The organism is Poseidonocella sedimentorum, from assembly GCF_900116005.1.
Classification (GTDB): domain Bacteria; phylum Pseudomonadota; class Alphaproteobacteria; order Rhodobacterales; family Rhodobacteraceae; genus Poseidonocella; species Poseidonocella sedimentorum.
Map to the genome: position 1 here is coordinate 44,447 of NZ_FOYI01000003.1, position 19,357 is coordinate 63,803.

14 protein-coding genes are annotated in these 19,357 nt (G+C 66.0%); 10 read left to right on the forward strand and 4 right to left on the reverse strand.

Annotated elements, in window-relative coordinates:
• Positions 1–54 precede the first annotated feature (54 nt).
• The 9 genes from glgB to BM353_RS05700 all read left to right on the forward strand — a co-directional run bounded on the left by glgB (position 55) and on the right by BM353_RS05700 (position 14,837).
• The gene (gene glgB, locus BM353_RS05660) at positions 55–2,256 is read left to right on the forward strand and encodes a 1,4-alpha-glucan branching protein GlgB (protein WP_092077680.1); all 2,202 of its coding nucleotides are present in this window, start codon (positions 55–57) and stop codon (positions 2,254–2,256) included.
• Between the two features lie 141 nt (positions 2,257–2,397).
• A complete protein-coding gene (gene glgC, locus BM353_RS05665; RefSeq protein WP_092077683.1) occupies positions 2,398–3,663 on the forward strand; it encodes a glucose-1-phosphate adenylyltransferase in 1,266 nt (421 codons plus the stop codon).
• Positions 3,660–5,069, forward strand: coding sequence for a glycogen synthase GlgA (glgA, locus tag BM353_RS05670; RefSeq protein WP_092077685.1), 1,410 nt, complete (start codon positions 3,660–3,662; stop codon positions 5,067–5,069). The genes glgC and glgA overlap by 4 nt, the downstream gene beginning before the upstream one ends.
• On the forward strand, positions 5,069–7,171 hold the full coding sequence (glgX, locus tag BM353_RS05675; protein WP_092077689.1) for a glycogen debranching protein GlgX: 2,103 nt from the start codon (positions 5,069–5,071) through the stop codon (positions 7,169–7,171). The genes glgA and glgX overlap by 1 nt, the downstream gene beginning before the upstream one ends.
• A gap of 15 nt (positions 7,172–7,186) precedes the next feature.
• Positions 7,187–8,821 carry an alpha-D-glucose phosphate-specific phosphoglucomutase gene (locus BM353_RS05680; protein ID WP_092077691.1) on the forward strand — a complete coding sequence of 545 codons (1,635 nt, stop codon included), beginning with the start codon at positions 7,187–7,189 and terminating at the stop codon, positions 8,819–8,821.
• Positions 8,822–8,891: 70 nt separating this feature from the next.
• Positions 8,892–10,229, forward strand: coding sequence for an aspartate aminotransferase family protein (locus BM353_RS05685; RefSeq protein ID WP_092077694.1), 1,338 nt, complete (start codon positions 8,892–8,894; stop codon positions 10,227–10,229).
• A gap of 259 nt (positions 10,230–10,488) precedes the next feature.
• Positions 10,489–11,448 (forward strand): TAXI family TRAP transporter solute-binding subunit, encoded by a 960-nt coding sequence (locus tag BM353_RS05690; RefSeq protein WP_092077697.1) that lies wholly within the window; start codon positions 10,489–10,491, stop codon positions 11,446–11,448.
• A 223-nt stretch (positions 11,449–11,671) separates the two neighbouring features.
• Positions 11,672–14,401 carry a TRAP transporter permease gene (locus BM353_RS05695; RefSeq protein WP_092077700.1) on the forward strand — a complete coding sequence of 910 codons (2,730 nt, stop codon included), beginning with the start codon at positions 11,672–11,674 and terminating at the stop codon, positions 14,399–14,401.
• A 13-nt stretch (positions 14,402–14,414) separates the two neighbouring features.
• Positions 14,415–14,837, forward strand: a complete 423-nt coding sequence (locus BM353_RS05700; RefSeq protein ID WP_092077703.1) for a universal stress protein — start codon at positions 14,415–14,417, stop codon at positions 14,835–14,837.
• A 22-nt stretch (positions 14,838–14,859) separates the two neighbouring features.
• Here BM353_RS05700 and BM353_RS05705 read toward each other — a convergent pair whose 3' ends face one another.
• Together BM353_RS05705 and moaA are read right to left on the reverse strand one after the other, a co-directional pair.
• The gene (locus tag BM353_RS05705) at positions 14,860–15,411 is read right to left on the reverse strand and encodes a chemotaxis protein CheD (RefSeq protein WP_092077706.1); all 552 of its coding nucleotides are present in this window, start codon (positions 15,409–15,411) and stop codon (positions 14,860–14,862) included.
• Between the two features lie 147 nt (positions 15,412–15,558).
• Positions 15,559–16,566, reverse strand: a complete 1,008-nt coding sequence (gene moaA, locus BM353_RS05710) for a GTP 3',8-cyclase MoaA (RefSeq protein WP_092077709.1) — start codon at positions 16,564–16,566, stop codon at positions 15,559–15,561.
• 186 nt (positions 16,567–16,752) lie between these two features.
• Here moaA and BM353_RS05715 point away from each other — a divergent pair, with 186 nt between their 5' ends.
• Entirely contained in the window at positions 16,753–17,163 is a 411-nt protein-coding gene (locus BM353_RS05715) for a hypothetical protein (protein WP_092078459.1), read from the forward strand.
• A 31-nt stretch (positions 17,164–17,194) separates the two neighbouring features.
• Here the strand turns inward: BM353_RS05715 and BM353_RS05720 are convergent, their stop codons facing one another.
• Both BM353_RS05720 and serS read right to left on the reverse strand, forming a co-directional pair.
• Positions 17,195–17,932, reverse strand: coding sequence for a hypothetical protein (locus tag BM353_RS05720; protein ID WP_092077712.1), 738 nt, complete (start codon positions 17,930–17,932; stop codon positions 17,195–17,197).
• Positions 17,929–19,221: a serine--tRNA ligase gene (gene serS, locus BM353_RS05725; protein WP_092077715.1), complete on the reverse strand. Its 1,293-nt coding sequence runs from the start codon at positions 19,219–19,221 to the stop codon at positions 17,929–17,931. The genes BM353_RS05720 and serS overlap by 4 nt, the downstream gene beginning before the upstream one ends.
• Between the last annotated feature and the right edge of the window lie 136 nt (positions 19,222–19,357).

The window sequence follows — 19,357 nt, forward strand, 5'->3', positions numbered from 1 at the left end:
CGCCCCCCTGTCTCAGCAGTTGCAAGTTGGCCAAACGCGTCTAGTGTCAAAGGCATGACAGGTAACAAACGCGCCGAGACATTGGGGCATATCCCCCTGACAGTGCAGCGCCTTTTGGCGGCGGGGCAGCATGATGATCCGTTCGCCTGGCTCGGTCCCCACAAGGTGGGGCGCAAGCGCTTTGTCACCGCGCTCGATCACGGGGCGGCGGCGATGTGGGCCAGGGTGGGCACAAAGCGCCACCCGCTGGAGCCTCTGGGCGACGGGCTCTTTTCGGGCCATGTGCCGGGGGTCAAACCCTATGTCCTGCTGGGCGAGAGCGCCGATGGCGCGACCTGGGAGGCAGAGGATCCCTATCGCTTCGGGCCGGTCTTTTCCGATTTTGACGAATACCTCGTGGCCGAGGGCACGCACCGGCGGCTCTGGGAAGTCCTGGGGGCGCATGTGCTGGAGCACGAGGGGATCGCCGGGACGCATTTTGCCGTCTGGGCGCCCAATGCGCGGCGGGTTTCCCTGCTTGGCGATTTCAACCAGTGGGATGGCCGGCGGCATGTGATGCGGCGGCGCGGCGGGACCGGCATCTGGGAATTCTTCCTGCCCGGGATCGGCGAAGGCGCGGGCTACAAATACGAGATCCTCGCACAATCCGGCGCGCTTTTGCCCGCCAAGGCCGACCCGGTCGGGTTCGGCGCCGAGCATCCGCCCGAGACGGCCTCGGTGGTGCGCGATTTGCGCGGCTATGGCTGGTCCGACGACGCCTGGATGGAGCGGCGCGCGGCGGCGCAAAGCCGCGAGGCGCCGATCTCGATTTACGAAGTGCAGCTCGGGAGCTGGCGGCGCAAGGAGGGCGGGCGGCCGATCTCCTACCGCGAGGCGGCCGAGGAGCTTGTGACCTATGTCCGCGAGATGGGCTTCACCCATATCGAGCTCATGCCCGTGAGCGAATATCCCTTCGATGGCTCCTGGGGCTATCAGCCGGTGGGCATGTATGCCCCCACCATCCGCTTCGGCCCGCCGCATGAGTTCCGCGATCTTGTGAACGCGGCGCATGAGGCGGGGCTCGGCATCCTGCTCGACTGGGTGCCGGGGCATTTCCCGGCCGATGCCCATGGGCTGGGCCAGTTCGACGGCACCGCGCTATATGAACACGCCGATCCGCGCGAGGGATTCCACCAGGACTGGAACACGCTGATCTACAATTACGGGCGCAAGGAGGTCGCGAACTACCTGACCTCGAACGCGCTTTACTGGCTCGAAGAGTACCACGCCGACGGGCTGCGCGTCGATGCGGTGGCCTCGATGCTCTACCGCGATTATTCGCGCAAAGACGGCGAATGGGTCCCCAACCGGGACGGCGGGCGTGAGAATTACGAGGCGATCGGGTTTCTCCAGCGGGTCAACGAGGAGGCCTATGGCGACTGTGCGGGGATCATGACGGTGGCCGAGGAAAGCACCTCGTTTCCCGGCGTCTCGGCGCCGGTCTTCTCCGGCGGGCTCGGCTTCGGGTTCAAGTGGAACATGGGCTGGATGAACGACACGCTGGAGTACATCAAGAAGGACCCGATCCACCGCAAGCACCACCACGACCAGATCTGCTTCGGCCTCTCCTATGCCTTCTCGGAGAACTTCATCCTGCCGATCAGCCATGACGAGGTCGTCCACGGCAAGGGCTCGATGCTCGCGCGGATGCCGGGCAATGACTGGGAGCGCTTTGCCAACCTGCGGGCCTATTACGGGTTCATGTGGGGGCATCCGGGCAAGAAGCTGCTGTTCATGGGCCAGGAATTCGCCCAGCCGCATGAGTGGCAGCATGATGAGGCGCTGGCCTGGCACCTGCTCGACCACGCGCCTCATGCGGGCATTCAGGCGCTGGTGCGCGATCTCAACCGGCTCTACCGCGACACGCCCGCCCTCTATCAGCGCGATTGTGTCGCCGAAGGCTTCGAGTGGATCGAGATGCGGGACGCCGAGCGCTCGGTCTATGCCTGGCTGCGCAAGGGCGAGGCGGGTGCGCCGCCGGTGGCCGTGATCTGCAACTTCACGCCGGTGGAGCAGACGGGCTACCAGATCGGCCTGCCCGAGGCGGGGCGCTGGCACGAGGTGCTCAACACCGACGCGGAGATCTATGGCGGCGGCAATCGCGGGAACATGGGCGGTGTCGAGGCGGTTGAGGGGGAAAGCCACGGGCAGCCCGCACACGCGCGCCTGACCCTGCCGCCGCTGTCGGTGCTCTTTCTCCAGCTTGGGAAGGAGTGATCCGGCGAGACGCGCAGGAAAGCCGCAAAGAGCCGCTGGGTGGCGCCAGACGGGCCGTCGATCATCACCGCGTTGGGGCGGCGGGGATCGCAATCAAGACAGGGCGCGTCACGCGCCTGAACACCGGGGAGGGGTGGGATAATGGGACTACCGACGCAAAGACTGGCCAATAACGCGATGGCCTTCGTGCTCGCGGGGGGGCGCGGCAGCCGGCTCAAGGAGCTGACGGACAACCGCGCCAAGCCCGCGGTCTATTTCGGGGGCAAGACGCGCATCATCGATTTCGCGCTCTCCAACGCGCTCAATTCCGGCATCCGGAAAATGGCGATCGCGACGCAATACAAGGCCCATTCGCTGATCCGCCACTGCCAGCGCGGCTGGGCCTTCTTCCGCGCCGAGCGCAACGAATACCTCGATATCCTGCCCGCCTCGCAGCGCATCGACGAGGTGAACTGGTACCAGGGCACCGCCGACGCGGTCTATCAGAACATCGACATCATCGACAGTTACGGCGTCGAATACATCCTCATCCTCGCCGGCGATCACATCTACAAGATGGATTACGAGGTCATGCTGCGCCAGCACGTGGACACCGGCGCGGATGTGACCATCGGCTGTCTGACCGTCCCGCGTGAGGAGGCGACGGCCTTCGGCGTCATGGATGTCGACGAGAACGACGGGATCACCGGCTTCCTCGAAAAGCCCGCCGATCCGCCGGGCACCCCGGATGACCCCACTGTGGCGCTCGCCTCGATGGGGATCTACGTCTTCAAATGGACCTTCCTGCGCGAGCGGCTGCGGGAGGATGCGGCGAATGCCAGCAGCAGCCATGATTTCGGCAACGACATCATCCCCTCAATCGTCAAGGGCGGGCGCGCCGTGGCGCATCGGTTCGACAAGAGCTGCGTGCGCCACCCCAAGGCCAAGACCTCCTACTGGCGCGATGTGGGCACGATCGACGCCTTCTGGAAGGCCAATCTCGACCTCACCGATTTCACCCCCGAGCTCGACCTGTGGGATCGCAACTGGCCGATCTGGACCTATTCCGAAGCCGTCCCCCCGGCCAAGTTCATCCATGACGAGGCCGACCGGCGCGGCAGCGCGATCTCTTCGATGGTGGCGGGCGGCTGCGTGATTTCCGGAACGGAAGTGCGCGAATCGCTCCTCTTCACCCAGGTCCACACCAACTCCTATGCCATGCTCGAAGAGGCGGTGGTCCTGCCTTACGTCAACGTCGGGCGCCACGCGCGGCTGACCAAGGTGGTGATCGACCGGGGCGTGGAGATCCCCGAGGGCATGGTTGTCGGCGAGGATCCGGAAGAGGACGCGAAGTTCTTCCGCGTCTCCGAGGGGGGCGTCACGCTCATCACCGCGCCGATGGTCGAGGCCTGGAACGCCGCGCGATGATCAAGGTTCTCTCTGTTGCGTCCGAATGTGTCCCGCTGGTCAAGACTGGCGGGCTCGCGGATGTGGCGGGCGCGCTGCCCGCGGCTCTGGCGCAGCACGGGGTCGAGGTGGCGACGCTGGTGCCCGGCTACCCGGCGGTGATGGCGGCGCAGGGCGGGGGTCCTGTCCTGCGCGAGTTTCCCGATCTCTTCGGCGGGCCGGCGCGGCTGCTGCGGGGCGCGCTCGGCGATGAGACGCTCCTCGTGCTCGACGCGCCGCATCTCTACGACCGGCCCGGCGCGATCTATCTCGGCCCCGATGGCAATGACTGGCCCGACAACCCGCAGCGCTTCGCGGCGCTCTCCTGGGTCGCGGCGGATATCGCCGAGGGCGGGGCGGGCGGTTTTATTCCGCAGGTGGTCCATTGCCATGACTGGCAGGCCGCGCTCACGCCGCTCTACCTGCAGGACCGCGGGCTTTCCGGCCGGGTCGGCTCGCTCATCACCATCCACAACATCGCCTTTCAGGGGCTCGCCCCGGCCGAGATGCGCGGCGCGCTGCGCCTGCCCGATTGGGGCTTTCACCCGGACGGCTATGAATATTACGGCAAGATCAGCGCGCTCAAGGCGGGGCTCGTCTATGCCGACAAGATCAGCACCGTGAGCCCGACCTACGCGGTGGAGCTGCTGACGCCGGACTACGGCACCGGGCTGGATGGCGTGCTGCGCGACCGGGCGGGCGATCTCGTCGGCATCCTCAACGGCATCGATGAGCAGATCTGGGCTCCGCCCTACAAGGACCTGCGCGGCAAGCCCAAGCACAAGGCCGCGCTGCGCAAGGAGTTCGACCTGCCGCCGAGCGACGGGCCGCTCTGCATCGTCATCTCGCGGCTCACCGGCCAGAAGGGGCTTGATCTGTTGCTGGAGGCGCTGCCGACCCTGCTCGACTGCGGCGGCCAGCTGGCGCTTCTGGGCAGCGGCGAAGCCCGGCTGGAGGCGGCCTATCTTCAGGCGGCGCGCGATCATGAGGGGGTGAGCGCCCATATCGGCTATGACGAGGCGCTCTCGCGGCGGATGATGGCGGGGGCCGATGCGATCCTCGTGCCCTCGCGGTTCGAGCCCTGCGGGCTTACCCAGCTTTACGGGCTGCGCTTTGGCACCTTGCCGCTGGTCGCGCTGACCGGCGGGCTGGCCGACACGGTCATCCCGGCCTCGGCGGCGGGGCTTGCTGCGGGCGTCGCCACGGGGTTTCAGTTTCACCCGGTGAGCACACCGGCGCTGGAGCGCGCCCTCGCGCAGATGTGCGCCACCTTCGCGGATCGAAAACTCTGGGCTAAACTCCAGCGCAATGCTATGCGCCATCCTGTGGGGTGGGACAGATCCGCCGCGCATTATGCCGCTCTCATGCAGGACCTGGCTCGCAGCTGATGACGACACCGACGCCGCTGATATTCGAGGGCCGCGCCAGTCCTCTAGGGGCCACGTTCGATGGCCATGGCGTCAATTTCGCCGTTTTTTCCCAACATGCCACGCGGATGCAGCTGTGCCTGTTTTCCGAGGACGGCAAGCGCGAGATGCACCGGATCGACATGCCCGAGCGGACGGGCGATGTCTGGCACGGGTTCATCCCCGGTATGCGGCCGGGCCAGAAATACGGCTACCGCGCGTTTGGCCCCTATGCGCCCGAAGACGGGTTTCGCTTCAATCCCAACAAGTTGCTCATCGATCCTTATGCAAAACGCCTGACCGGCCACCCGGTCTGGAACGATGCGCTCATGGGCTACAAGGTGGGCGACCCGGATGGCGATCTGTCCTTTTGCGAACGCGACAGCGCGCCCTTCATGCCGCGCTCTGTGGTCGAGGATCCGAGTTTTTCCTGGGGCCATGATCAACCGCCCCGCCGGCATATCGCGGACACGGTGATCTACGAGGCCCATGTCAAAGGCGCGACCAAGCTCACCAACCTGCCGCACGCAGGCACCTTTCTCGGCCTCGCGACCGACCCGATGCTCGACTACCTCACCGATCTGGGCATCACCGCGATCCAGCTTCTCCCCGTCCACGCCTTCGTCAATGACCGGTTCCTCGTGGAGAAGGGGCTGGTGAACTACTGGGGCTACCAGACCCTTGGCTTTTTCGCGCCCGATCCGCGTTACCTCGCCTCAGGCGAGATCGCCGAGTTCCAGCAGACCGTCGCGCGGCTGCATTCCGCGGGGATCGAGGTCATTCTCGACGTGGTTTACAACCACACCTGCGAGGGTGACCAGATGGGCCCGACCTTCGCCTTTCGCGGGCTCGACAACACCAGTTACTACCGCCTGACCGACGGCAACGCGCGCTACTACGTCAACGATACAGGCACCGGCAACACCCTCAACGTCGAGCATCCGATGGTGCTCCGGATGATCATGGATTCGCTGCGCTACTGGGTCGAGGTGATGCATGTCGACGGGTTCCGCTTCGATCTCTGCGCCACGCTGGGGCGCACGGCCACGGGCTTCGATCCCGGCGCGGCCTTCTTCGATGCGATCCGTCAGGATCCGGTCCTGACCGACGTCAAGCTCATCGCCGAGCCCTGGGACATCGGCCCCGGCGGCTATCAGCTGGGCAGCTTTCCGCCCCCTTTCCTTGAGCTCAACGACCGCTTCCGCGACGGGGTCCGCCGCTTCTGGCGCGGCGATGACGGGATGGTCTCGGTGCTGGCCGATCACCTGACCGGCACGGCGGGCAAGTTCGACCATTCGGGCCGCCCCGCGACCACCTCGGTCAACAAGATCACCAGCCATGACGGCTTCACCCTGGCCGATGTCGTCTCCTACAACGAGAAGCACAACGAAGCCAACGGCGAGAACAACCGCGACGGGCATGACGCCAACTACACCGACAATCTCGGCGTGGAAGGCCCCACCGACGACGCCGAGATCCTCGCCAAACGGCTGCAAAGACGGCGCAACCTGATGGCCACGCTCTTGCTCTCGCAGGGCACGCCGTTCCTCTTGGCGGGCGACGAGCTCGGCCACAGCCAGAAGGGCAACAACAACGCCTATTGCCAGGACAATGAGCTCACCTGGATCAACCCGCGCGGCGCGGACTGGGAGTTCCGCAAGCTGGTGCGCAAGCTCATCACCCTGCGCCGTGAGCACCCGATCCTGCGCCAGAAGCACTTTTTGCATGCCAAGGAACGGGTCATCGACGGGATCGAGGATCTCTTCTGGTGGCGCGCGGATGGCACGCCCATGCGGGTCGAGGATTGGCAGGATCCGGCCCTGCGCACGCTTTGCGCCGAGATGCGCACCGCCTCCGGCACGCCCCACTACGGGGCCCGGGAAGACGCGATCTTCCTTGTGTTCAACGCCGGCCCCGCGCTCGAGATCACGCTGCCCAAGGTGCCCGAGGGCATGGGCTGGGTGCACCTTTTCGACACCGCCGCCCCCGACACAGACGTCCACGACAGGGACGCCAGCACTGTCCGCACCCCATGCGAGGTGGCGGGTGAGGCCGTGCAAGTCTTTGAATTGCAAAAACTTTAACGCGAGGATGCTTTGATGACGCAGATCACCACCGTGACCACCGCCCCGATCGAGGGACAGAAACCGGGCACCTCGGGCCTGCGCAAACAGACGATGGTGTTCCAGCAGCCGCATTACCTTGAGAATTTCGTCCAGTCGATCTTCACCGCGATCGGCGGCGTCGAGGGCAAGACGCTCGTGCTCGGCGGCGACGGGCGCTATTTCAACGACCGCGCCTCGCAGGTGGTGATGCGCATGGCCGCGGCGCAGGGGGCTGCGCGCGTGATCGTGGGGCAGGGGGCGCTTTTGTCGACGCCCGCGGCCTCCAACCTTATCCGCAAGCGCCAGACCGACGGCGGCATCATCCTTTCGGCCTCGCACAATCCCGGCGGGCCCAATGGCGATTTCGGCATCAAGTTCAACACGCCCAACGGCGGGCCCGCGCCGGAGGATGTCACCGGGCGGATCTTCGAGGCGACCAGGACGATCGAGAGCTACAAGATCCTCGAGGCGCAGGACGTGGACCTCTCCACCCTCGGCACGCACGCGCTCGGCGGCATGGACGTCGAGGTGGTTCATCCGGTCAGCGACTATCAGGCGCTGATGGAAGAGCTTTTCGATTTCGACGCATTGCGCGCGCTATTCGCCAGCGGTTTCACCATGCGCTTCGACGCGATGCACGCGATCACCGGCCCTTATGCGCGTGCGATCCTCGAAGGCGCGCTCGGCGCGGCCCCCGGCACCGTGGTCAACGGGACCCCGAGCCCCGATTTCGGCGGCGGCCATCCCGACCCGAACCCGACCTGGGCCAAGGGGCTGATGGACCTGATGATGGGCCCCGAAGCCCCCGATTTCGGCGCCGCCTCCGATGGGGACGGGGACCGAAACATGATCGTCGGCCGCGGCGCTTACGTCACGCCCTCTGACAGCATCGCGGTCCTGGCCGCCAATTTCGCCCATGTGCCGGCCTATGCCAGCGGGCTCGCTGGCGTCGCGCGTTCCATGCCCACCTCGCGCGCCTCCGATCGCGTGGCCGAGGCGCTCGGCATCGCCTGCTATGAGACGCCCACCGGCTGGAAGTTCTTCGGCAACCTGCTCGATGCGGGCAAGGCGACGCTCTGCGGCGAGGAAAGCGCCGGGACCGGCTCGAACCACGTGCGTGAAAAGGACGGGCTCTGGGCCGTGCTCTACTGGCTCTCGATCCTCGCCGCGACGCGGAAATCCGTGGCCGAAGTCATGGCCGATCACTGGGCGCGCTTCGGGCGCAACTACTACTCGCGCCACGATTACGAGGCGGTGGACAGCGCGCGCGCCAATGCGCTGATGGACGGGTTGCGCGCTCAACTCGCCACGCTTCCGGGCCAGAGTTTTTCCGGGCTCACCGTCGCCGAGGCCGACGAGTTCGCCTATGACGATCCGGTCGATGGGTCGCGCTCCGAGGGGCAGGGCATCCGCGTCGGATTCGACGGCGGCAGCCGCGTGGTCTTCCGCCTCTCTGGCACCGGCACCCAAGGCGCAACGCTGCGGGTCTATCTCGAAGCCTACGCCCCCGGGCCGGACGGGCTCGATGCCGCCCCCGAGGAGGCACTCGCCGAGGTGATCTCCGCTGCTGACGCCATCGCCGGGATCACGCGCCACACCGGGCGCGATGGGCCGGACGTGACCACCTGATCGCGCTTTCTGCCGCGTATCGCCTCGGCTAGGGTGGGCCGACCGCCCCACCCGAGTCGCACAGGTGCCCATGTCCCACGTCTTCCCCCGCCATTGCCACAAGCCGCTCCCCACCGTGGTGGGCGGCGAGGGCTGCTATCTCATCGACAGCACAGGCAAGCGCTACCTCGACGGCTCCGGCGGCGCGGCGGTCTCCTGCCTCGGTCACGGCGACGCAGGTGTCATCGCGGCGGTCAAGGACCAGCTCGACAAAGTCGCCTTCGCCCATACCGGCTTTTTCACGTCTGAACCCGCCGAGGCTCTGGCCGACCGCCTGATCGCCGCCGCGCCCGCGGGGCTCGACCGGGTCTACCTCGTGTCCGGCGGGTCCGAGGCCACGGAATCCGCGATCAAACTCGCGCGGCAGTATTTCGTCGAAACAGGCGCGCCCGAACGGCGGCACCTGATCGCCCGGCGCCAAAGCTATCACGGCAATACCCTCGGCGCGCTCGCCGCGGGCGGCAACCAGTGGCGCCGCGCGCAATTCGCGCCCCTGCTGGTGGAGGTGAGCCACATCGCGCCCTGCTATGCCTACCGGTTGCAGGAGGCGGGCGAGAGCGCCGAGGCCTATGGGCTGCGCGCGGCGCAGGAGCTTGAGGACGAGATCCTGCGGCTCGGGGCCGAGACCGTGATGGCCTTCATCGCCGAGCCGGTCGTGGGCGCCACCGCTGGTGCCGTCCCGCCCGCACCGGGCTATTTCCGGAAAATTCGCGAGATTTGCGACCGCTATGGCGTGCTCCTCATCCTCGACGAGGTCATGTGCGGCATGGGCCGGACAGGGACGCTCTTCGCCTCCGAACAAGACGGGATCTCGCCCGACATCGCCTGCGTCGCCAAGGGGCTCGGCGCGGGCTACCAGCCGATTGGCGCGATGCTCTGCTCGGGCGAGATCTACGACACCATCGCCCGGGGCAGCGGATTTTTCCAACACGGCCACACCTACATCGGCCACCCCGCCGCCGCCGCCGCCGGACTCGCCGTGTTGAGCGCGATCGAAGACAGGGGCCTCCTGCACAACGTGCAGGCGCGCGGGGCGTTGCTCGATGCGGCGCTCCGCGCGGCCTTTGGGGATCATCCGCATGTGGGCGATATCCGGGGGCGGGGGCTGTTTCGCGGGATCGAGCTTGTGGCCGACCGCGCGACCAAGGCGCCGTTCGATCCGGCTTTGGGCCTCGCAGGGAAGATAAAATCCGCGGCGTTCGAGGCCGGGCTCATCTGTTATCCGATGTCCGGGACCATCGACGGGCAGCGCGGCGACCATGTCCTCCTTGCCCCACCCTTCATCATCGATGAGTCGCAGATCGAGGCGCTTGTGGCGATGCTGCACGGCGCCATCGACGCCGTCATAGGCAATACTACCTATAGCTGAGCCGCGCCGTGGCGCGTCTGATTGCGCCGGACAGATCCGCGCGCCGGGGCTGCGATCAAGGTTAATAAGTGGTTAAAAACCAGCCGCTTGACGGGGCCGGATCCGAGCGCCCACCGCGCGGCGCTGCGCCCTCCGGCCTCCCTGTTAGCGCCCCAATTGAGACATTGCACGGCGTAAATCCCGTGCTATCGTGGCGGGATCAAGCGGCGACAAATCAAAGGCTTGAGTTAAGTCAGTCGCAGATAAAGGGAGAAAATTCATGCGTCTTGCAGGACTAGCCGCGTTTGCGGCCGCGATGAGCGTTGCCACCACCGTCGTGGCGCAGGAACGTTTCATCACCATCGGAACCGGGGGTCAAACCGGGGTGTACTTCGTGGTGGGGCAGTCGATCTGCCGCCTCGTGAACCGAAGCTCCGCAGATCACGGTCTGAAATGCACCGCGCCGTCCACCGGCGGCTCCATCGCCAACATCAACGCCATCAAGGCCGGTGACATGGACATGGGCGTCGCCCAGTCCGACTGGCAGTTCCACGCCTACAACGGCTCCTCCCAGTTCGAGGGCAACCAGTTCGACGGGCTCCGCGCGGTCTTCTCCGTGCACGGTGAGCCGTTCAACGTCATCGCCCGCGCCGATGCCGGGATCGACAGCTTCGCCGATCTCAAGGGCAAGCGCGTCAACATCGGCAACCCCGGCTCGGGCCAGCGCGCGACCATGGAAGTCGTGATGAACGCGCTCGGCTGGAGCGTTGACGACTTCGCACTCGCCTCCGAGCTCAAGCCCGCAGAGCAATCGGCCGCTCTGGGCGACAACAAGGTCGATGCGATCATCTACACCGTCGGCCACCCGGCCGGGTCCATCCAAGAAGCCACGACCACCGTCGATTCCAAGCTCATCCCGGTGGAGGGCGCCGAGATCGACGCGCTCGTCAACGACAACCCCTACTACGCCTATGCCACCATCCCCGGCGGCATGTACAACGGCAACGAGGATGACGTGAAGACCTTCGGCGTCAAGGCCACCTTCGTGACCTCCGCCGATGTGCCTGACGATGTGGTCTACACCGTTGTCAGCGCCGTGTTCGAAAACTTCGAGCGCTTCAAGGGGCTGCACCCGGCGTTCGCCAACCTGACCCCCGAAGAGATGATCTCCGGTGGTCTCTCCGCCCCGCTGCACCCGGGCGCCGAGAAATACTACAAGGAGCAAGGCTGGCTCAACTGAGCCCCTTGCGGATCGCGGGCCCCGCGCGCCGGTCAATGCCGGAGCGCGGCCCGCGCCCAAACCAAAATCCCGCGCGCCTCATGCCGCGCGCGGGATCACCCGGGTGAAGCCTTGCGCATAAATGGCACGCCCGACGTGATTTCAGCGTAAAACCAACAGGCGCTGACATCGGCATTTCAGACGAGACTGTCCTGCCGGCGCCGAACCCTCCAGGGACGGGAACATGAGCGATACATCAAAGCAAGACGGCGCGCTCAGTCAGGAAGAACTTGACGAGCTGGTCGCCTCCTCCGACACGGGCGGGCGTTCGCCGCAAGGCCCGGTCGGCACATTCATTCTTCTTGTGGCCCTCGTGTGGTCGCTGTTCCAGCTCTGGATCGCCTCGCCGATCCCCTTCATGATCGGCGCCGGGGTCTTCAACGACACCGAGGCCCGCTCGATCCACCTCGCCTTCGCGCTCTTCCTCGCCTTCGCCGCCTATCCCGCGGCGCGCAGCCCGGTCCAGCTGGGCCTTGCCATCGGCGTTCCGGCCATGCTTGCGATCCTGTTCATGGTGGGCGCCAAGGACGGGGTTGCCGTCTGGTGGATCCCGATCCCCGCGATCCTGCTCATTGGCGCGGTGTTCCTCGGCTCGCCCAAGGACCGCATCCCGCCCTGGGAATGGGCGCTTGCCGTGGTCGGGGCCGCCGCCGCGCTCTACCTCTATTTCTTCTATGACGGCATCGCCACGCGGGTGGGCGCGCCGATCATGCAGGATTACGTCGTGGCGGTCATCGGCCTGATGCTCCTGCTGGAGGCCACGCGCCGCTCATTGGGGCCTGCGCTCATGATCGTGGCGACGGTCTTCCTCGCCTATACCTTCCTCGGGCCGATGATGCCCGGGATCATCGCGCACAAGGGCAACAGCCTCTCGGAAGTCGTGAACCACCAGTGGATCACCACCGAGGGCGTCTTCGGCATTGCGCTCGGGGTTTCGACCTCCTTCGTCTTCCTGTTTGTTCTCTTCGGCTCGCTTCTCGACAAGGCCGGCGCGGGCAACTACTTCATTCAGGTCGCCTTTTCGCTCATGGGCCACATGCGCGGCGGGCCGGCCAAGGCGGCGGTTGTCTCCTCGGCCATGACCGGGCTCATCTCGGGCTCATCCATCGCCAACGTGGTCACCACCGGGACCTTCACCATTCCGCTGATGAAACGCGTGGGCTTTTCCTCCGAAAAGGCCGGCGCGGTCGAGGTGGCCTCGTCAGTCAACGGCCAGATCATGCCGCCGGTGATGGGCGCCGCCGCCTTTCTCATGGTCGAATATGTGGGCATTCCCTATTTCGACGTGGTCAAACACGCCTTCGTTCCGGCCGTGATTTCCTACATTGCGCTGGTCTACATCGTCCACCTCGAGGCGATGAAAGCCGGGCTTGAGGGCCTGCCGCGCTCCTACGTCCCGGGCCCGCTCCTGCGCCGCCTCGTCGGGACGGTCTTCGCGATCATCGTGGTCTGCGCTCTGTCCTTCGCGGTCTACTACGGTATGGGTTGGATCCGGCCGGCCTTCGGCTCCGCCGCGCCCTACGTGATCTTCCTCGCCCTGACGGCGGTCTATGTGGGGCTGCTCTGGGTCGCCTCGCGCGAAGAGCCGCTGGAGATGGAAGACCCCGACGCGCCGGTCACCGAACTGTCCCCCCCGGGGCCGGTGGTCCGCACGGGCCTGCACTTCATCCTGCCGGTTGTCGTCCTCGTCTGGGCACTCATGGTGGATCGGCTTTCGCCCGGGCTCTCGGCCTTCTGGGCCTCGGCTTTCATGATCTTCATCCTCGTGACCCAACGCCCGATCCTCGCGGTCATGCGCGGCCTCGGTGATACAAGCACCGCCTTCCGCGCCGGGTTTATCGACCTGATCGACGGGCTCGTCTCGGGCGCGCGCAACATGATCGGCATCGGCATCGCCACGGCGACGGCGGGCATCATCGTCGGCGCGGTCTCCCAGACGGGCGTCGGCTCGGCGCTCGCGGATGTGGTCGAGGTGCTCTCGGGCGGCAACATCATGGCGATCCTCGTGCTGACCGCGATCCTGTCGCTGATCCTCGGGATGGGCCTGCCCACCACGGCGAACTACATCGTCGTCTCGGCGCTGCTCGCCCCGGTGATCGTCACCCTCGGCCAGCAGAACGGGCTCATCGTGCCGCTCATCGCGGTCCACCTCTTCGTGTTCTACTTCGGGATCATGGCCGATGTGACGCCGCCGGTGGGGCTTGCCTCCTTCGCGGCCGCCGCGGTCTCTGGGGGCGATCCGATCCGGACCGGGGCCGTGGCCTTCTTCTACAGCCTGCGCACCGCGGCCCTGCCGTTCCTCTTCATCTTCAACACCGAGCTGCTGCTCATCGGGGTGAATTGGTTCCAGGGGATATTCATCTTCGTCGTGGCGACGGTGGCGATGCTGCTCTTTGCGGCGGCAACCCAAGGCTGGTTCCTCGCGCGCAACCGGTTCTACGAGACCATCGCGCTTCTGCTCATCGCCTTCACGCTCTTCCGCCCGGGGTTCTGGATGGACATGGTTTCGGCCCCGTTCGAAAACGTGGAGCCTGCGGCGATTGCCGAGGCGGCCATGGACGTGGAGCCGGGCGAGAACCTGCGCCTCACGGTCGATGGCCTCAACTCGGTGGGCGATCCCATCACCTTCACCGCGCTGCTGCCGGTGGGCGAGGGCGCGACGGGCGAGGACCGGCTTCTGGCCTCGGGGCTTGAGTACATCGTCAACCCCGACAGCGTCCTGATCGACAACGTCGGCTTCGGCAGTGCCGCCCAGACGGCGGGGCTCGATTGGGATCAGACGATCCAGGAGGTGCTGGTGCCGGTGGCGCAGCCGTCGAAATACTGGATGTTCATCCCCGCGCTTGCGCTTCTGGCGCTGGTGGTGATGCTCCAGCGGGGCCGGTCCGGCCGCGCGCAACCGGTTGCGGCCTGAGGAGGGACTGGGAATGTTCAACAAGATCCTGTTGCCGATCGATCTCGAAGAAGAGCAAAGCTGGGCCAAGGCTCTGCCCATGGCCCAACGGCTGGCCGGCGAGAGCGGGACGGTCCATCTGCTGGGGATCGTGCATGATGTGGGCTCCGCGCTTGTCGCGGGGTTCCTGCCCGAAGGCTATGAGCGCGAGGCGCTTTCCAAGATGCAGCGCCGGTTGCTGGAATTTGCCAAGGATCACGGGGCCGAAGGCCGCATCGAGGCCCATACCGGGCACGGCCATGTTCCCGAGGTGATCTTGCGCCAGGCCAAGAAAACCGGCGCGGAACTCATCGTCATGGCGTCGCATTCGCCCGACGATCTGCGCACCTATCTCGTGGGCTCACACGCCGACAAGGTGGTGCACAATGCCAAGATCCCGGTTCTGGTGATGCGCTAGAGCCGCGGGCCGAGGGGGCGGATCAAAAGAATTCGATGTCGTCCTGCTTGGGCACGACCTTGACCGGCGACAGGTCTTCTTTCAGCGCGGCGTTGGATACGCGCTGACGCGCCTGGCCGGTGGAGGGCCAGAACCGGATCTCGCGGGCCATGCGCCCGCCGGTGTCGCCGCCCATGACGGGGATGCCCTCGCGCTGGAGGAATTCCTGTACGAACTGCGCATTGCGCGCGCCGATTCCCGAGCTATGCGCCAGCATCTGGGCCCCGCCGAAGAGCTTGGCCCGCAGTGCGCTCTTGCGCGCCCCCAGCTTGAGCAATTCGTTGACCAGCAGTTCCATGGCGTTCACACCAAACGCCGCCGAGCGGCCGTCGAGCCGGGCCGTGGCAGGCAGGACGATATGGTTCATGCCCCCCGCGCCGCGCGCGGAATCCCACAAGCAGGCCGAGACGCAGGAGCCGAGCGTTGTCGTGATGATCGTGTCGGGACTGTCGCAAACCGCTTGCTCGCCCTGACCCACGTAAACCGTCATTGAACCGATGCTTCGGCTGGATTGCGGATTGATCACCTGAGTCATGACTGGACATCCTCGTTAACAACGCCACCAACTTCGGCGGTTTTGTTGACCTTAGAGGCAGAATTCTGAATGCGAGGTAAAATCGACGCATTTTATGCAAAAGAGCGTCAAGGTGGAGGCAGCGAGCCGGACAGGTGAGCCGCCAGTTCAGCCGCCAGTATGGCTCATGTGGCGCGAGACGCGCCCGTCGACCGTTTGGCGCGAATAGTCGAAATCATGGCCCTTGGGCTTCAAGGCAATCGCCGCGCGGATCGCCTCTTCGAGCGGCGCGTCCATGGTCGGGAAGTTGCGCAGGGCAGGGCGCAGATCCGCCACGTCCTCCTGGCCGAGACACATGAAAAGCTCGCCGGTACAGGTCAGCCGCACGCGATTGCAGCTTTCGCAGAAATTATGCGTGAGCGGCGTGATGAAGCCGATCTTCTGGCCGGTTTCCTCGAGCCGCACATAGCGCGCGGGGCCGCCCGTCCGCTCGGCGAGATCGGTGAGCGTGTAGCGCTCCGCGAGGCTCTGGCGCAGGTCCTTGAGCGACCAGTATTGCCCGATCCGGCTCTCGTTGCCGATATCGCCCATCGGCATGACCTCGATCCATGTGAGGTCCATGTCGCGCGCGGCGCACCACTCGGTCATCTCGAAGAGCTCGTCCTCGTTGAACCCCTTGAGCGCCACGGCGTTGATCTTGATCCGCAGGCCCGCGCGCTGCGCGGCATCGATGCCCTTCATCACCTGTGGCAACCGGCCCCAGCGGGTCACCTCGGCGAACTTGGCCTCGTCGAGCGTGTCGAGCGACAGATTCACCCGGCGCACCCCGGCGGCATAAAGATCATCCGCGAAGCGGGCGAGCTGCGAGCCGTTGGTCGTCAGCGTCAGCTCCTTGAGCGCGCCGCTCTCCAGATGCCGGCCCATCGCGTTGAAAAACGTCATGATCCCGCGCCGTACCAGCGGTTCTCCGCCGGTGATCCGCAGCTTCTCGACCCCCAGTTTGACGAAGGTCGAACACATCCGGTCGAGCTCTTCGAGCGTCAGAAGCTCCTTCTTGGGAAGGAAGGTCATGTTTTCCGACATGCAGTAAACACAGCGGAAATCACACCGATCGGTCACAGAGACGCGCAGGTAGGTGATCGCTCTGGCGAAGGGGTCGATAAGGGGCGTGGTCATTGTGGCACGAGGTTAGGCCGGATCGCCGCAGGCAGCAAGGGGCGCAATCGGATTGAGCTTGGCAGGCGCTGATCCTAGGGTGCGGTCATGCGTGATCCCGTTCGGCTTGTTGCCCCCGTTTCTCCGTTGCGCCCGATGGTTCTTTGCCTCGGGTTGGCCGGCCTTGGCCTTGCCGGTTGTGCCCAGATGCCCCCAACGGGCGGCCTTCCCGGCGCCGAGGCAGACCCTGCGGCTCAGGCCGCTCCGGCCACTCCGGCGCCCCCGGCCACGGCCCGCACCGCCGAGGAGTTCGACACGACCACCGCCGAAGATCGCGCCGCGGCCCAGGCCACCACCGCGCAGCCGGCCGACGCGCCACTCGGGCGCACGATCACCAGCCTTGGGAATCCCACCGATCCGGGGTTCTGGATGGAAACGCCGCTCGTCGATGCGGTGCGGTCCGGTCGCGTCCGCGATCCCGCCACGGGCAAAAGCGTGGCTGTCGAGCTGCGCCCCGCAGGCGGCGCGGCGAGCGGGAGCCGGATTTCGCTCGCGGCGATGCGGCTTCTCGGCGCGCCCCTGACCGGGCTGCCGGAGTTGGAGGTCTTTGCCGACTAGCCCGCGCGCGAAAGGCGCGGCAGGCCTTGAGTCACGACCAGTCCGAGATATTGCGCAAAGTCATGACGATGAGCGCGAGGGTCGCTACCAGAGCGATCCCGCCGATGAGCAGCGAGCCACCGCCGACATTCGCGACCACCACGGCGACAAGCGCCCAGATCACGCTCAGCCCGTAGAACGGCGTGGCCTTCCAGACTGACAGCACACCGCCCGCGATGCCCACGGCCAGCAAGAGCGACGGCACCGCCCAGACGACCGGCCCCTGCCAGAGCAGGTGGTAGCCCGCCGCCGTGACACCGAGCGCGACACAGGCCGCCGCCGTGAGCCAGCCTGCGTAAAGCGCCACCGGCGCGCGCCCGAGCCAACGGTCCGCCCCGCCACCCGAGGGCGCGCGGGCAAGGGCGGCAAGCGCCGCGATGAGCATGACCCAGATCAGGATCGTGGCCGCAATCGGCGAGAGCTTCGCCACCGGCAGCCACGTCATCCCGACGCCAAGCGAGACGAGCAGGGGTAGCCGCATCGCGCCCCAGGCCGCATCGCGCGCGCGCCGCCAAAGCCCGTAAGCCGCTCCCGCGACGAGCCAGACATAGAGCAGCCCCCAGATCGCAAAGGCATAGCCGGCGGGCTGCACGGGCGGATCGATCTGCGGGTAGGGGAATTGATCGGGCTCGAACCCGCCGAAACCCGGCACCAGAAGCGGCGAAAGCATGAAGAGCACCGCCGCCCCAAGCACCAGCGCCGGCAAGACCTTGTCCGATCCGGCGCTCATATCAACGCGCCCTCGGCCGAAATCGCCGATTTGCCCCCGACATAGGGCGAGAGCGCGGAGGGCAGGATCACCGATCCGTCTTCCTGCTGGCCATTTTCCAGAACCGCAATCAGACAGCGCCCGACCGCAAGCCCCGAGCCGTTGAGCGTATGAACAAACCGCGGCTTGCCCCCGTCGCCGGGCTTGTAGCGCGCGTTCATCCGCCGGGCCTGAAAATCGCCGGTGGTCGAAACGCTGGAAATCTCGCGATAAGCGTCCTGACCGGGGAGCCAGGCTTCGATGTCATAGGTCCGCCGCGCGCCAAATCCCATGTCGCCAGCACAGAGGATCACGGTCCGATACGGGATTTCCAGCGCCTCCAGAATCCCCTCGGCGCAGCGCAGCATCCGCTTTTGCTCCGCATCCGATTCCTCCGGCCGCGTGATCGAGACCATCTCGACTTTCTCGAACTGATGCTGGCGCAGCATCCCCGCCGTATCCCGCCCCGCGCTCCCCGCTTCCGACCGGAAGCACAGCGTATGGCTGGTGTAGCGCCGCGGCAGATAGGCCTCCTCGATCACATGACCCGCCACGATATTGGTCAGCGTCACTTCGGACGTGGGAATGAGCCACATGCCTTCCTGCGTTTGATAGCTGTCCTCGGCGAATTTCGGCAACTGCCCGGTCCCGAGCATCGCCTCCTCGCGCACGAGCACAGGCGTGTTGACCTCGGTCAGCCCGTTCTCGTTCACATGCCGGTCGAGCATGAACTGCGCCAGCGCCCGGTGCAGCCGCGCCACCGCGCCCGACATCAGGACGAACCGGCTGCCGGAGAGCTTGGCGGCCGTCTCGAAATCCATTCCCGATGCCACGCCCGCGAGCTCATAATGCTCTTTCGGCGCAAAGTTGAAAGACCGCGGCGTCCCCCAGCGGTTGATCTCGACATTATCCGCCTCATCGGCCCCATCGGGCACATCCTCGGCAGGCAGATTGGCGATCCGCATCAAAGCGTCCTGCAACTGCGCATCGAGATCCTTCGCCTCGGCCTGCATCCGCGCAACCTCGGCCTTCTTCTCCGACACCAGCGCCCGAAGCCGCTCGAATTCCGCCTCGTCTCCCGACGCCTTGGCCTTGCCAATGTCCTTGGAGGCCCGGTTCTGATCGGCCTGCGCGGTCTCTGCGGCGTGGATCTTCGCCCGCCGCGCCTCATCCAGCGCCAGAAGATCCGCCGAAACAGGGGACTCTCCTCGCCGTGCCAGCGCGGCGTCAAAGGCCTCGGGGGCCTCGCGCAGAGTGCGGATGTCATGCATGGGCTCGTCCTCGCAAATGAATCACTGCCCGCGACTTATGCAATACTTTGAAAAAGATCGTAAGCGGCCCCGTGACCCGGCCGTGATTGTTCGCCAGGCATCAAACTGTCGGCAAGGGTCAAACAGTTTGACCGAT

Coding starts and splice junctions, on each gene's coding strand:
- BM353_RS05685 (WP_092077694.1), top strand. CDS start 8,892: ATGTCCCACGTCTTCCCCCGCCATTGCCACAAGCCGCTCCCCACCGTG.
- glgB (WP_092077680.1), top strand. CDS start 55: ATGACAGGTAACAAACGCGCCGAGACATTGGGGCATATCCCCCTGACA.
- glgA (WP_092077685.1), top strand. CDS start 3,660: ATGATCAAGGTTCTCTCTGTTGCGTCCGAATGTGTCCCGCTGGTCAAG.
- glgX (WP_092077689.1), top strand. CDS start 5,069: ATGACGACACCGACGCCGCTGATATTCGAGGGCCGCGCCAGTCCTCTA.
- BM353_RS05690 (WP_092077697.1), top strand. CDS start 10,489: ATGCGTCTTGCAGGACTAGCCGCGTTTGCGGCCGCGATGAGCGTTGCC.
- serS (WP_092077715.1), bottom strand. CDS start 19,221: ATGCATGACATCCGCACTCTGCGCGAGGCCCCCGAGGCCTTTGACGCC.
- moaA (WP_092077709.1), bottom strand. CDS start 16,566: ATGACCACGCCCCTTATCGACCCCTTCGCCAGAGCGATCACCTACCTG.
- BM353_RS05705 (WP_092077706.1), bottom strand. CDS start 15,411: ATGACTCAGGTGATCAATCCGCAATCCAGCCGAAGCATCGGTTCAATG.
- glgC (WP_092077683.1), top strand. CDS start 2,398: ATGGGACTACCGACGCAAAGACTGGCCAATAACGCGATGGCCTTCGTG.
- BM353_RS05680 (WP_092077691.1), top strand. CDS start 7,187: ATGACGCAGATCACCACCGTGACCACCGCCCCGATCGAGGGACAGAAA.
- BM353_RS05700 (WP_092077703.1), top strand. CDS start 14,415: ATGTTCAACAAGATCCTGTTGCCGATCGATCTCGAAGAAGAGCAAAGC.
- BM353_RS05715 (WP_092078459.1), top strand. CDS start 16,753: ATGCCCCCAACGGGCGGCCTTCCCGGCGCCGAGGCAGACCCTGCGGCT.
- BM353_RS05720 (WP_092077712.1), bottom strand. CDS start 17,932: ATGAGCGCCGGATCGGACAAGGTCTTGCCGGCGCTGGTGCTTGGGGCG.
- BM353_RS05695 (WP_092077700.1), top strand. CDS start 11,672: ATGAGCGATACATCAAAGCAAGACGGCGCGCTCAGTCAGGAAGAACTT.